Origin of the sequence: Mesorhizobium sp. M0894 (genome assembly GCF_040319725.1) — a bacterium.
Lineage (GTDB): Bacteria > Pseudomonadota > Alphaproteobacteria > Rhizobiales > Rhizobiaceae > Mesorhizobium.
Genome location: NZ_JAMYOG010000003.1, coordinates 14,448 through 28,184 on the forward strand (window position 1 = coordinate 14,448; position 13,737 = coordinate 28,184).

The 13,737-nt window shown below is 60.4% G+C and carries 8 protein-coding genes and 1 pseudogene; 5 read left to right on the forward strand and 4 right to left on the reverse strand.

Translation table 11 applies throughout. From position 1 onward, the window contains the following. Positions 1 to 122: 122 nt before the first annotated feature. The 3 genes from NKH91_RS06295 to NKH91_RS06305 form a co-directional block, all read right to left on the reverse strand. Complete coding sequence (locus tag NKH91_RS06295; protein ID WP_352847269.1) at positions 123 to 1,238, reverse strand: porin; 1,116 nt, start codon at positions 1,236 to 1,238, stop codon at positions 123 to 125. An 884-nt stretch (positions 1,239 to 2,122) separates the two neighbouring features. Beyond that, on the reverse strand, positions 2,123 to 3,538 hold the full coding sequence (locus NKH91_RS06300; RefSeq protein ID WP_352788862.1) for a sensor histidine kinase: 1,416 nt from the start codon (positions 3,536 to 3,538) through the stop codon (positions 2,123 to 2,125). Next, positions 3,535 to 4,290 carry a response regulator gene (locus NKH91_RS06305; RefSeq protein ID WP_352494212.1) on the reverse strand — a complete coding sequence of 252 codons (756 nt, stop codon included), beginning with the start codon at positions 4,288 to 4,290 and terminating at the stop codon, positions 3,535 to 3,537. Before NKH91_RS06305 ends, NKH91_RS06300 begins: the two co-directional genes overlap by 4 nt. A 344-nt stretch (positions 4,291 to 4,634) precedes the next feature. Here NKH91_RS06305 and NKH91_RS06310 point away from each other — a divergent pair, with 344 nt between their 5' ends. From NKH91_RS06310 to NKH91_RS06325, 4 genes are all read left to right on the forward strand, one after another. After that, positions 4,635 to 6,155 carry an efflux transporter outer membrane subunit gene (locus tag NKH91_RS06310; RefSeq protein WP_352847266.1) on the forward strand — a complete coding sequence of 507 codons (1,521 nt, stop codon included), beginning with the start codon at positions 4,635 to 4,637 and terminating at the stop codon, positions 6,153 to 6,155. Next, a complete protein-coding gene (locus tag NKH91_RS06315) occupies positions 6,155 to 7,228 on the forward strand; it encodes an efflux RND transporter periplasmic adaptor subunit (protein ID WP_352847264.1) in 1,074 nt (357 codons plus the stop codon). Before NKH91_RS06310 ends, NKH91_RS06315 begins: the two co-directional genes overlap by 1 nt. Beyond that, positions 7,225 to 10,467 (forward strand): efflux RND transporter permease subunit, encoded by a 3,243-nt coding sequence (locus NKH91_RS06320; RefSeq protein WP_352884070.1) that lies wholly within the window; start codon positions 7,225 to 7,227, stop codon positions 10,465 to 10,467. Before NKH91_RS06315 ends, NKH91_RS06320 begins: the two co-directional genes overlap by 4 nt. A gap of 212 nt (positions 10,468 to 10,679) precedes the next feature. Further along, positions 10,680 to 11,654: a glycosyltransferase family 9 protein gene (locus tag NKH91_RS06325; protein ID WP_352788887.1), complete on the forward strand. Its 975-nt coding sequence runs from the start codon at positions 10,680 to 10,682 to the stop codon at positions 11,652 to 11,654. A gap of 649 nt (positions 11,655 to 12,303) precedes the next feature. On the opposite strand, the pseudogene NKH91_RS06330 reads toward NKH91_RS06325, so the two are convergent. Then, positions 12,304 to 12,582 (reverse strand): annotated as a pseudogene (locus NKH91_RS06330) (alpha/beta fold hydrolase); the annotation flags it as partial. Positions 12,583 to 12,686: 104 nt separating this feature from the next. Here NKH91_RS06330 and NKH91_RS06335 point away from each other — a divergent pair. Beyond that, complete coding sequence (locus NKH91_RS06335; protein ID WP_352847257.1) at positions 12,687 to 13,736, forward strand: hypothetical protein; 1,050 nt, start codon at positions 12,687 to 12,689, stop codon at positions 13,734 to 13,736. Position 13,737: the final 1 nt, after the last annotated feature.

Consider the following 13,737-nt stretch of genomic DNA (forward strand, 5'->3'; position numbering starts at 1 on the left):
ATCTGCCTTTTCTCTACTACCGCGCAGCGCCGGAAAGCTAATGCAGTCCGACGGTCATGCGAAAAGCCGGAAAGAAAACGGTCCGCGGCGCCCGCCGCGGACCAAGCCAGACCAGACGAAATCTAGAACGAGCGCTGCATGCGAAGGATACCGCCGACACCATCGGTCTTGGCGTGATACACGCTGGCACCCTTGTTGTAGTAATCGACTTCTGCCGTGGCGGTGAGGCCGGGGACGAGGTCGTAGGCAACGTTGGCAGCGACACCGAGGGTCTTGCCTTCGTCATACGAGGCCTGGAGGTTGAACGAAGTCTTCTCGTTGAACTTGTAGGTGCCACCACCCCAGACTGCCCACTCGCCATCCCATAGCTTGTAGAAGTTGTGAGCAGCATTCGAGTCCGAACCGTAGCCGCCGATAACAAACAGCGACAGTTCGTCGGTGGCGTTCACGTCCAAGCGAACTTTGCCCGCCACTTCTTCATAGTTGCTGTCATAGGCGATGACGCCAGTGACCGCGCCCCAGCCCTGCGTGTACTTCACGCCGCCAACGACATGCGGGACATAGCTGTCGATCGTGTCGGCGCCAGCGCCCTCTTCGAGCGAGACCACGGCCGAAAAGCCGTTGCCAGCGTCGAAGTAGTACTGGATGACGTTGGTGTCGAACGAGCCGTATGGGACGATCGTGTCGTCGATGACGTTGCCGGCGTAGCCGATGAACGTATCGAAGGCTGATTCGTCCTTACCGACGCGAAGACCACCGAGCTGCATCCAGGCGAAGTTCAGCGATACGTCCTTGTTACCTGCCTGCCAGCCAGCGCCGCCAACCAACGGGCCAGCACCATCCGGGTCAGCATAATCGCCGCTGCTGTTGCCGAAGTTGAACCGGGTCTCGGTGTAGGTCTTCAAGGTGCCCATCTCGGTTTCCTGACCGGTGTAGGTCCTCAGCGTGAAGCGGGCCTGCTTGTAGTAGGTGTCGTTTGTTTTACCGGTTTTGAGATGATCCGGAACGTTCTGCGCGCCCTCCCGGTCACCGACGCCGACGTCGTAGCGGATGTAGCCGCCGATGCGCAGGCAGATTTCGGTGCCGGGGATGTAGAAATAGCCAGCGCCGTAGACGTCGCAAATCTTGACGTATTGAGCAGGTTCCGGCTCGGCAACGACGACGGCGTCGGCGGCGCGAGCACCGGAAACTGCGACCAGGGCCGCAGCTGAGCCGAGAAGCAGGCTCTTGATGTTCATTTTCTGACCTCCAGTGAAGTTAAAAGGGGCTGGCCAAGATCTTAGCCTCGATCCCCGTCCACGAAGCAGCGTGACGCGCCGCCTCTCCGCAAGGGATTATCGATGGGGTCGAATTGATCAATGGTATTTTGCGATCGTGTGACGACAATTACTAAGTATATGCACTCATGTTGCGTAAATATCACCTATTTCGGCACGAATTGTACTTATAATCCGCGTGGAACTGATGGCACATTTGCAACGTATGTTACGATTTTACATTTCATCATGAAATACCCTTCTCCCGCAGCCAGTTCACGATGTTTGGTCGTTCGGGAGAAGGCCTCCTATGCAATCGCGTCCGTTAGCGCGCGGAAATATGCCCAATGAAGCAATTTCGATCGGGTCGGGCCCGGACAGGCGCTGGGCAGGTTTGGCTGGCGAGGGAGCAGCCCGACAGTTGCGCAGTGACCGAGCGCGCCGGCCTCGGCATGAGGCAAGCTCACCGATCGCCGTGGCCATTTCGGTTGCCGATGGAACTTTTGACCGGAGCGAACCCGCCACGGTGGCCGGCAACAAAACTTCACCGACCGCCTTGGTTTTGTCCCGCTTTTGACATCGCCAGGATCTCGGCCGCGGCTACGTTCGAATGCGACAAAGACGGAGACCGTTTATGGCCCATGACGATCTAAAGCGGGCAGACATCCTGAAAGACCCACTCATAAGACAGATGATGCGTGCGGACCGGGTCTCTTTGAGAGAGATGAAGAAACTGCTTCAGGATGCGGCGGCGCGGTCGCACCGGTGTCATGGCAAGGACGAGCCCTTGCGGACGCAGGAGACGCCGCCCTCACCGCGATAAGACTTTGAACGCGGCTGTCAAACGTCACGCATCCTGCGTCCTGCTACGTGGTCGACTGCCTGCCCTTGGCGAGCGCCTGCCGCGTTGAAGCCTGTCGTTGCATCTCGTCAGTCTTGCTGTTTTTGAGCGGAACAACCTGCTCCGGCGGCAACGATATAGTTGCCCGTAGCCCATGCGGCGATATGTTCTCGAGCAACAGCGAGCCACCATGGCTCTTTGCGATCTCATCCGCGATCGAAAGACCCAGACCAAAACCGCTGTTGGTATTCGAGGATCTGGCCTCATCTGCCTTGAAAAAAGGCTCTAGAGCCTTCTCGTGGAGACCTTCTGCAAGGCCGGGGCCATCGTCTTGCACAACAATGGACACTTTGCTTGGCGGGAAATTGGACAATTGGACATGCACGATCTTGCCGAATCTGACGGCATTTTCCACGATGTTGGTGACTGCCCGCGTCAGCCCTTTCTGCTTGCATGAATATCCGAATCTCTCGGGGCCGACGTAAATCACTGTGTGTCCAACATCGGAGAACCCGGCAACGATTGTCTTTATCAGGGCCGCAATATCAACTTTTCGAAGCGGCTCGTCGCGGGCCGTGCTGCTCAGATACTGGAGGCTTTCCTCGATCATCGCTGTCAATGTAGCGATATCGTCAAGCATCGCTTGTTTGGACGGGATCTCCTTTGATCGCTCCACGCGCATTCTTAGCCGCGTCAGTGGTGTTCTCAGGTCGTGGCTCACTGCGGTCAGCATCCGCGTGCGGTCATCAACCATCTTGCGAATTCCGCGCCGCATGTCGTTAAGTGCCGTTGCGAGGGTGCGAAGCTCCTTGGCGCCTGCGACAGTGAACAACTGCTCCTCGTTGCCGTCGAGGCGCAGGCTCTTTGCAGCCTCGGCGAAGCGGACGAGAGGCGACGTGATCACGCCGCCGATATAGAGGACCAGCAGAAGCATCGGCAGGATCAACATCAGAATCTTGGCAATGAGTTCGACAATCGTGCCGAACACGGCTGGATAGGTATCGGCGTCAGAGAACCGGACCAGGAGGCCGCGCTTGGCGTCGACACGCACCGCCAGGGCATTGTGTTCAGCATCCTGCGGAACAACCGTGGCCTCAAAGTCAGAGGGCAGCACGTCGCGGAGATCATCGGCGATGAATTGCATATTCCCTTGGTGGCTGCTTGCGACGTTAAGATCAGGCCACGGTAAAACGCTCATCTCCAGACCGGTGGGAGCGCTCGCGCGCAGCAGCTTCTCGGCGTCGGCATCGTCCGCGCTGTTTCTGAGTTGCTCTACGATCAATTCGATCTGCGTGCTTCTGACCGCCACCACTTGCTTGGCCTGGAAGATGTACGGCTCCGGCAAGAGCGCGACAACGCTAAGGAGCACTGCCGGAATAGGGATCGCGGCGAGCACGACGAACTGGAGCCGAATGGGCGCCCGTCTGAACCGACCGATCATATGGCTACCGAGACCTCCGGAGTGAAGATGTAGCCTCCCAGCCGCACTGTCTTGATGAAAGTGGGCTCCTTATAGTTCGGCTCTATCTTTTGCCGGATACGGCTCACATGCACATCAATGCTGCGCTCGACAGGTCCGGCAGCGCCAGCGTGGGTACGCGCAAGTATGTCGTGCCGGTTCATCACCTGGCGAGGATTCTCGCAGAACACAAGCAGCACATCGAATTCCGCCGTCGTAAGCGGCACATGCACACCGTCAACGTCAGTTAATTCGCGTGTGACAGGGTCGATGCGCCAGCCCGCGAACGTCATCGGATCTTGGCTTGGCCTGACTTGGCTTGAATAAGACGAACGGCGCAACAGCGCCTTTATTCTCGCCAACAGCTCCCTGGAGCTGAACGGTTTTGTGACATAGTCGTCGGCACCCATTTCAAGCCCAACGACCCTGTCCACCTCTTTCGTCAGAGCGGTGAGCATAAGGATGGGCGTCGTATCGGATGCCCTGATCCTTCTGCAAATGCTAAAACCATCCTCTCCCGGCAGCATTCCGTCCAGCACAATAAGGTTGAACTCTCTCTTTTTTAAGACGCGGTCCATCTCCATCGCCGATCCGACCGTCTCGGCAGCATAACCAGCATCCTTCATCAACTCGATCAGCATGGTGGCTATATCCCGGTCATCCTCGACGACGAGGATTCGGGCTGAAGCTTGAGTTAGGACATTGTATCCGAGGCTATCCATAGGTTTGGCCATTTTCGTTGCCCTTTCCCTTCCGGAATAACACGCTGTACATGATGGCTGTCAGCAACAATTGTGTTTAGTTTTGTTGCTGCGCCCCCCACAGGCCGCCTCCGGGCCCGACAGCCGCTGCATCTACGGCCCACGAATGACGCGCACCGGTGCTTCCGGCGGGCCGCTCAGCCGCTGCGCCTTAGCAACTCTTAACAATACAAAACCCACGGCAATGACAAAACCGGACTAATGCCCCAGGCGCGATTGCGAAGAACATTCGCGAAATGTGCGGTGCTGCCGGTGGAGACTTAGATGTTTCCGCCGGGTGGCGGCCCCGGAACAAGGCGGTAGACATGCATCGACTAGTGGCCATCATCATGATGGCCTTTCTTGCTGGCTGTTTCGCGCCGGGCCGTAATGCCTGCCAATCGAAGGCCGCGATGAAGGCGGCCTATCGCAGGATTGTCGGTATGGGCGGTCTTGGAGCGTGCCTGATCGTGTCAGGCTGCACGACCGTGGCCAGCGTTCAGGAACCTGATTTGAAGATCGCGAATGCCTGGCACGCGACCTTTCCGCATGGCGGCCGGGCCGGCGATCTCGTGTCCTGGTGGTCCACGTTTTCCGATCCATCGCTGACGGCCCTCATTGCATCTGCGCAGGCGGAAAGCCCCAGTCTCGAGTCGGCCGCTGCAGAGATCGAGAGGGGGCGCGCCACGCTGACATCTACGCAGGCGAGCCTTTTTCCGGGGTTTGGCGGCTCGGGATCGCTCGCCCGCTCCGGCACCGGCGGCAACAAAGCCAACCAAGTTGCTGCCGCTACGACGGTGAGCGGCAGCCTCGACGCTTCTTGGGAAATCGATCTGTTCGGCAAGACTCGGCAGAGGAGCGAGGCTGCGCGGCTGCGGGTACACGAGCGCACCGCCGATTGGCACGATGCGCGCGTCTCACTCGCGGCGGAGGTGGCGGACTACTATATGCAGTACCGTGCCTGCCGGCAGCTGGAGCAAGTTTATACCACCGAACTCGCCTCGCAGCGCGAGACGATCCGGGCAATGGAAATGGCCGCAACCTCCGGCCTTACGTCGAGCGCCGACCTCGCGCTAGGGCGGGCGAGTGCTGCTACCTCGGCCTCGACACGGACCGCCCAGCGTGCCGAGTGCGAGGTTCTCGTCAAATCTCTCGCCCGCCTTATCGGCGGTGACGAGCCTCACGTCCGCGATATTCTGGCGATGGGCAAGCACGGGTTACCCACGCCGAGGACCCTCAAGCTATCCGCCGTGCCTGCCGACGCCTTGCGGCAGCGCCCCGACATCGACGCCCTTGAGCTCGAGGTCGCTGCATCGCTCGCCGAGATCGGCGCGGCAAAAGCCGATCTCTATCCGAGTCTCAGCCTCAGCGGCTCGGTCACGATCGACAGTTCATCGCTGATCGGAACCTCTCTGCCCTGGTCCTTCGGCCCGGCCATCTCGATCCCGCTCTTTGACGGTGGTTCGCGCCGGGCGGCAGTGGGCAGCGCGGCAGCCGCATATAAGGTGGCGGTGGCCGCCTACAAATCAGGTGTGCTGGACGCGGTCGCCGAAGTCGAGACCGCACTCGCGCGGATCGACAGTACGCGACGGCAGATCGGCGACGCCAGTGTCGCGGCGCGCAACTATCGCGCCTACTTCAAAGCCGTGGATTCGAACTGGAAGGCCGGTGGCGCAAGCCTGCTCGACCGCGAGGAAGCCCGGCGTTCGGCGCAGTCGGCGGAGGTCTCGCTCATCGAAATCCGTCGTGACTCCGTGCGCTATTGGATCGCCCTCTACAAGGCGCTGGGCGGCGGCTGGGATGCGAGCGCCTCCTCATCCAAGGACCTGCCGCAAACATCGAAAGAAAACCTGCTCTGATGCGATCTTCACCTCTTCTCCTCGCCGCTACCCTGAGCGGGATCCTTGTTTTCGCCGTAGAGCCCGCGCTCGCGCAACAGAACGAGGCGGCAGCGCTTACCGTCGCAGTGGCAAAGCCCGCGGAACGCCAGTGGCCTGAAACGATACCCGCCAGCGGCTGGCTGAAGCCCTGGCACGAGGCGGTCATCGCCGCGGAAATCGGCGGCCTGCGTGTGACCGATGTCCTTGCCGATGTCGGGTCGGTTGTCTCAAAGGATCAGCCCCTGGTTCGGCTGGCCGACGAAACGGTGCGGGCGGAACTGCGCAAGGAAGAGGCTGTCCTGGCAAGTGCCAAGGCGGACCTCGCAAAAGCCAGGGCTAGTGCGGACCGAGCACGCAAGGTGCAGGGAAGCGGTGCGCTTTCTGAGGAGAAGATCACTGAATACCTGATCGCCGAGCAGACTGCGATCGCGAGTGTCGAATCCGCCGAAGCCTCGCTGGAAAGCCAGAGGATCAAGCTTGCTCAGACGACCATTATGGCCCCGGACGACGGGCTGATCACCGCCCGTTCGGTCCAACTCGGCGCTGTCGTCTCCTCCGGCACGGAGCTATTCCGTCTCGTGCGCCAGCAGCGCGTCGAGTGGCAGGCGGAAGTGTCTGCACGTTATTTGCCTCGCATCAAAGAAGGCCTGACCGCCACGATCATCAGCCCGGAGCGGCGGCGCGTCAAAGGGACCGTGCGGCTCGTGGGGCCGACGGTCAGCACCGATACCGGAAGGGTGCTCGCCTATGTGGCGCTGCCGGCGGACGCGCACCCACCCATCGGCCTCTACGTCAGCGGCCAGATTGAGCTTGCGACCACGCAGGCCCTCACCGTGCCCGAGACGGGCCTCGTGATGCGTGATGGCATCGCTTACGTCTTCACCGTGGGTACAGACGGGCGTGCGTCACGCGTCCGAGTTGAAACCGGCCGCCGCAATGGCAGCGAAGTGGAGATCCTCTCGGGCCTTGATCCCTGGGCCGACGTGGTGACGGCGGGCGGCGCCTTCCTTTCGGACAGGGCTCTTGTCCGGGTAGAGGAGGACGCACGATGAACTTTTCCGCCTGGTCGATCCGCAATCCGGTTCCCGCAATCCTGCTATTCATCCTGCTCACCGTTAGCGGCCTGCTCGCCTTCGATCGCTTAGCGGTACAGAATTTCGCCGACATGGTGCTGCCGACTGTCCAGATCAACGCCGCGTTCGAAGGTGCCGCACCGGCCCAACTCGAAACCGAAGTCGCGCGCAAGATCGAGGACAAGCTCGCCTCTCTGAGCCTCCTAGAGCATGTCACTACCACGATTACGGACGGCGCGGTCAGCATCAATGTCTCATTTCAGCTGGAGAAGGACGGCGAGGCAGCGCTGAACGAGGTGCGCAATGCCGTCGACAGTATGAGCGGCGACCTGCCTGCCCAGATGCAGACACCAAGCGTGACGAAAACGACGGTGCAAGGCTCACCGATCCTTACTTATGCCGTGCGCTCCGTCCGCCTCAATGAGACGGAACTCTCCTGGTTCGTCGACAACGACATGACAAAGGCCTTACTTGCCGTGCCCGGCGTCGGCCAGGTCAGCCGCATTGGCGGCATCAATCGTGAGGTGCAGATCGATCTCAATCCCCAACTCATGAGTTCGCTCGGCCTCAGCGCCGCAACCGTTTCCGCGCGGCTCAAATCCATGCAGTCGGACGCTTCTGGCGGCCGGGCGGAAATCGGCGGCAGCAAGCAGGTGATCCGCACGCTCGGCGCGGTTTCTTCGATTGAGGCATTAAGGGCGCTCGCAATCCCGCTCCCAAGTGGCGCCCTGGTGCGTCTCGACGAGATCAGCACCGTTACGGACAGCTTCGCTGACCGGGGGTCCATCGCCTATCTCGATGGCGAGCCGGTGATCGCAGTGCAGGTCAAACGCTCGAACGGCTTTTCGGATACGGGCGTCGCGGCAGCCATCCGGACTGGCATGCAGAACTTCGCCGCCGCCAAGCCCGATGTTGAGATCGTCGAGGCCTACAGCACGACCGGGCCGATCATTGAAAACTATGACGGCTCCATGCACATGCTCTACGAGGGCGCCATCCTCGCGATCGTCGTGGTCTGGCTCTTCCTGCGCGACTGGAGGGCGACTGTCCTTTCGGCGGTTGCGCTGCCACTATCGGTCATTCCGACCTTTCTTGTGATGTATCTGGCGGATTTCAGCCTCAACACGGTGACGCTGCTCGCGCTCTCTCTCGTGGTCGGCATCCTGATCGATGATGCGATTGTCGAAATCGAGAACATCGCGCGCCATCTGCAAATGGGCAAACACCCGAAGGAGGCCGCGCTTGAGGCCGCCGACGAGATTGGCCTTGCCGTCATCGCCACGACCTTCACGCTCGTCGCCGTCTTCCTGCCGACTGCCTTCATGAGCGGCATTCCCGGCCTGATCTTCCGTCAGTTCGGGGTGACGGCAGCCGTGGCGGTCCTCGCCTCACTGGTCGTCGCGCGCCTGCTGACGCCGATGATGGCCGCCTACATGATGAAAGCGCATCCCGTCGAGGCAAAGGACGGCTGGATCATGCGCGCCTACATGGCCGTCGTCAGAATCTGCCTGCAGCGCCGCAAACTAACGGTCCTTGGCGTCATGCTGTTTCTCGGCCTTTCCATGTCGACGATCCCGTTCCTCAGTTCCGGCTTTCTGCCCGCTTCGGATGATGCGCAGACGCAAGTCACCTTGACGCTGCAACCTGGCAGCACCATTGGGCAGACGGAGGCGATCACGCGGCGAGCCGCCAAGATCGTTTCCCGACTGCCGGACGTGACGCATGTGTTCTCCTCCGTGGGAAGCGTCTCTTCGAATGACTTGATCGATTCCTCGACGACCGCCGATACGGGGGCCGCTTCCCTCGTGGTCGATCTCAAGAAGATCGGCGATCGCACCCGCACGCAGACCGAGATCGAGAATGATATCCGGCAGGCACTTTCCGTCCTTCCCGGCACCAGGATCGCTGTGGGGACGGGCGGCAACGGCACGACATTGGAGATCACGTTGGCGAGCGACGATTCCGATGCGCTCGGCCAGGCAGCCGGCGCGCTCGAAGAGCAACTGCGCACCCTCAGGAGAGTCGGCGCGGTCACCTCCAGTGCCTCCCTGCAGGCGCCGGAAATCCAGATCGTCACGAACCTCGACAGCGCGGCCGCTCTCGGCGTGACGGCGGAAGCGATTTCCGAGGCGGTTCGCGTGGCAACAAACGGCGACTATTCCTCTTCGCTCGCGAAGCTCAACCTGCCACAGCGCCAGCTTCCTATCCGTGTCCGATTTGACCCCAGCAACCGGACGACGTTTGATGACATTGCCAATCTTCGCGTTGCCGGCGCCAGGGGCAGCGTCGATGTTGGCTCGGTCGCCGAGATCAGCATCGGCGGCAGCCCGTCGGAAATCAGCCGCGTCGACCGCTCGCGAAATGTCACGCTATCGCTCGAGTTGAACGGGCGCATCCTCGGCGACGTCTATCGCGAGGCACAGGCATTGCCTGCCCTTCGCAACCTCCCGGAAGGCGTCCGGCTCGTCGAGCAAGGAGAATTAGAGCGCAGCTCCGAGCTCTTTGGCAGTTTCGCCATCGCTATGGGGATCGGAATATTCTGCATCTATGCCGTGCTGGTCCTCCTCTTCCACGACTTCCTTCAACCGGTGACGATCCTTATGGCGCTGCCACTTTCTCTCGGCGGCGCCCTGCTGCCGTTGGTGCTGACCGGCACGAGCTTTTCCATGCCAGTGGTGATCGGGTTGCTCATGCTGATGGGTGTGGTGACGAAGAATTCGATCCTTCTGGTCGAATACGCGATCATCTCACGCCGCGCCGGCCTCTCGCGCTTCGACGCTCTTGTCGACGCCTGCCATAAGCGCGCTCGCCCGATCGTGATGACGACGATCGCGATGGGCGGCGGCATGCTTCCGGTAGCCCTCAGTCTCAGCGGCGGCGACTCCAGTTTCCGTCAACCCATGGCAATTGTTGTCATCGGCGGCCTGATGACTTCCACCGTCTTTAGCCTCGTCGCGATCCCCGTCATCTTCACCTTCGTCGATGACTTTCTCAGGCTTCTCAAACGGCTTGCCGCCCTAGGAGAGCATGAGACCTCGCCGGCTTCCACACCTGAAGACGCAGTGCAGTTCGAGGCACCGCTTCGGCGGGAGCGGTCCTGGGACGCACCTCGACTACGATCCGGCCTTCGTGAAACAGGCGCGGGATCGAACTGGCCTGCCACGCCAGCGGACGGACTTTCTCATCCTCCTGCCGAACGACCCGCGCGTCGGAATTGAGGCCGATGAGTGCTAGCACTTTGGCCGCATTGGCTAGCCGCGCTGTCCGTCTATTCGGCCATGGCGGGTGCAGATCGCGAGCGCCTGCCACGACTGGCCAGCTGTCCGTCAAGTCCATTCTCATCATTCAGACAAAGTATATTGGCGACGTTGTTTTGACGTCAGCTTTGGTGCGCAATCTACGTCTCGCCTACCCGGATGCCACCGTGACCATGCTTTGCGCCCCCGGTCTTCGGCGGTTCATAGTCAGCCAAAACATCGCGGACGAAGCAATCGGGTTCGACCGCCGCGGCAAGGGAAAGAGCCTCTTCCAGCGGCTAAGAGCGTATCTGAGCTTGGTCTCTGATCTCCGCCAACGAAGGTACGATCTCACTATTGATCTGAGTGATTCCAAGACATCCAGGATTCTGCACCGATTGCTCGACGCGCCGCTGCGGGTTGGCTTCGATCCTCCCGAGAGGCCACTGAGATTCTGGGAGGTTCAACCGGCAAACGTTTACGCCGCCACCTGTGGTCACGGCGGCATCCACTATCTGTACCGATATCTTTCTCCTCTAAAGGCTCTCAACATTGACCTCGCTGACTCCACACCAAGGCTTGTGCCCACATGCGCCGCTCAAAGTGAAAGCGCACAAATCCTGGCGCAAAGGAGTTTGGTCAAAAACGCCTATATCGTCGTCCATGCAGGGGCACGATTTGAGGGGCGATGCTGGCAACCGGAGCGGTTTGCAGCGGCAATCGATGAAGTCTATGCCGCCACCGGCCTTCGGTCTTTGCTGATTGGTGGCCGGGACGAGACAACAGCCGAGCAGACAATACTCGCATTGGCTGTGTCACCTGTGGCGAGCGTGGTTGGGAAGGTCTCGCTTGAAACACTGACGGCATTGCTTGGCGACGCCGTTATCTTTCTAGGAAATGAGAGTGGTCCCATGCATCTGGCGGCATCAGTAGGGACTCCTGTCGTCGGCCTTTACGGCTTGACACCGCCGGACATATGGGGGCCGCTCGGAGTTCCGCATCGGATCGTGGCGCCTCGGCTGCCCTGCCAATGCGCTGCTCCCAACTTGTGCAAGCCGAACAATCCCGGTGGCGTCTACTGTGTGCATCGCGTGCGAGTAGAGGAGGTCACCACAGCTACCCTCGACCTGATCGAGTTCGAAACGCTCAAATCAATACCGAATCGTTAAGCTCAGCTCAGCTAGTTCGTTGAAGCGGCGGACCTAACAACTGGCCGGATCGACGGCGAGCGGCCTAGGTCCATCAGATCAAAGCCGGGCCTCGATCCAGAACCGAGATATCGTAAACTACACTCTGCGTCTCATGAACGGCCAAGTCAGCAAAATACCCTATTCACCCCCGCCGTCGGTTACTGCTCATCGCCTTGAGATAGCCTCTTGCGAGTCGACAATCGCCTCCCGCGCTATGACAATGTCTTTCCGGGTGAGAGCATTGCATTCCCTCGCAAGCGCGATTCGAACCGTTATTGCGCGTTCATTTTCCGCAAGACGGCAGCGCGTTCCCGGATAACGAACATTCGATCCCAGCTAACGGCAATCGCATCCCACATAACGACAACGGATTTCCCTGTTAATTCACCGGCGGCCGCGAATATTCACGCAAATCTGGTCGATATTCCCTGACGCCTCGCGCAGGAAATCTCCCACTAAGTAGCTGACATCGCTACAAGATATTGATGTTCTGCCCGCCCAAAGCGCGCATTTCGCACAAATACCCTGCTTTTTGCCTGTTAGCAGGAAATATCAACGGAGACTGGTTCGCCACAGACCGGTCGGTTCACCATGCTTTCAATAGGTTACCCGAGGGATGCATCGGTCATCAGCCGTGGACGCGTGCAAGGAAGTCGCGCACCAACGCAAGCGCCTCATCGAAATGGGTTTCCAGTAGCCAGTGGCCGGCGCCATCGAGGAGGTGGAACTCAGCTTGCGGCAAGTCGCGTTTGTAGGCGCGGGCCGATGCGGCAGGCATATAGCCGTCCTCGGGACCCCAGACGATCAGTGTCGGCGGTTGCCGTTTGCGCAGATAAGCTTGGTATTTCGGGAACCAGTTGAGGTTCCCCTCCAGCTTCTCCATCAGGCCGACCGCAAGCCGCCGACGGGTCGCGCCGTTGAAAGCGCCAAGGAACCTGCCGCCGATCAGATCGTTTCGCGGTATCTGGCCAGATCGACCGCAACGGAGGAGAGACATGCTCGAAATTCTGCATGCTCACAATCGCGCGACACCGAACATCGGCCGGCTCGGCCAGTTCGGGCTTTGGCACGATGCTGCGTGACGTCGACTACGTCCTGCGAAAACTCGACTGGATGCGCGCCGAAGGCATCTGGCCCAACGGCTTGCGATATCTGTGGACCGATGCATTCGGGGTCGTGCTCTACATCTCGCTTTACACAGAAACTGGCGAACAGCGCTGGCTGGACGCGGCCGAGCGGCTGGTCGCCGATGTCGAGCGTGTGCTCGGCCGCCGGCGCGGACTGAGGATCGGCGAAGCGGCCGATCGCGACGGCCAGTACTTCCACTATCTCGCGATGTGGCTGTTCGCCTTGGCGCGCCTCGGCGATCTGAAGCCGGAATACCGCAAGCGCGGCATTGCGCTGGCGCGTGACATTCACCCGGCATTTGTGGTCCCCGGCCGCGGTGTGATCTGGAAGATGCAGGAGGATCTAAGCAGCCCATATCCTGGCTACGGTCTCGGCAGCATGGATGCCTATGACGGCTACGTCTCTTACCGGACGCTCGATGAGGACGCACTGGCGCCCGAGATCGCGCAAATGCGTGATCTGATGCAGCGCGATTGGCGCACCCTCGACATCGAGCAGGACCTCGGCCTCGGCATGATGCTGTGGCTCGCCCATTTCTTTCCCGACGAGCCGTGGGCCGAGGCCCAGACGAGGCGTTCCCTGCGAACCCTGGAAACGATGTGGGTCGACCCGCCCGGCTATTTCAGCCGTGCCCCATGGCTGGGCGACACCAAGTTCGCCTTCACCAATTACGGCGTTTCGCTCGGCCTGCAGGCCGCCGGTATCTGGCCGGGGCGTGTCGATAGGCTGAACGCCTTCTTCGAGGACTGGCGCTCCGGCGACGAATACGACCGCGAGGCGATCACGTGGGTGATGGCCTGCACCTCACATCTTCCTGGTGCTTTTCTGACCCGGGGTGGCGAGACAATGATTGAAAGCGACCAAGCTCGGGAACGTTCCTCTGCCGGCGCGGTTGTCGATGGAAGTGCACCGAGACGCAAGGAACGCGGTTGAA

What these genes read in the sequence shown, in the direction of transcription:
- NKH91_RS06320 (WP_352884070.1), top strand. Translation starts at nt 7,225, where the DNA reads ATGAACTTTTCCGCCTGGTCGATCCGCAATCCGGTTCCCGCAATCCTG.
- NKH91_RS06335 (WP_352847257.1), top strand. Translation starts at nt 12,687, where the DNA reads ATGCTCACAATCGCGCGACACCGAACATCGGCCGGCTCGGCCAGTTCG.
- NKH91_RS06305 (WP_352494212.1), bottom strand. Translation starts at nt 4,290, where the DNA reads ATGGCCAAACCTATGGATAGCCTCGGATACAATGTCCTAACTCAAGCT.
- NKH91_RS06315 (WP_352847264.1), top strand. Translation starts at nt 6,155, where the DNA reads ATGCGATCTTCACCTCTTCTCCTCGCCGCTACCCTGAGCGGGATCCTT.
- NKH91_RS06300 (WP_352788862.1), bottom strand. Translation starts at nt 3,538, where the DNA reads ATGATCGGTCGGTTCAGACGGGCGCCCATTCGGCTCCAGTTCGTCGTG.
- NKH91_RS06325 (WP_352788887.1), top strand. Translation starts at nt 10,680, where the DNA reads ATGCTTTGCGCCCCCGGTCTTCGGCGGTTCATAGTCAGCCAAAACATC.
- NKH91_RS06295 (WP_352847269.1), bottom strand. Translation starts at nt 1,238, where the DNA reads ATGAACATCAAGAGCCTGCTTCTCGGCTCAGCTGCGGCCCTGGTCGCA.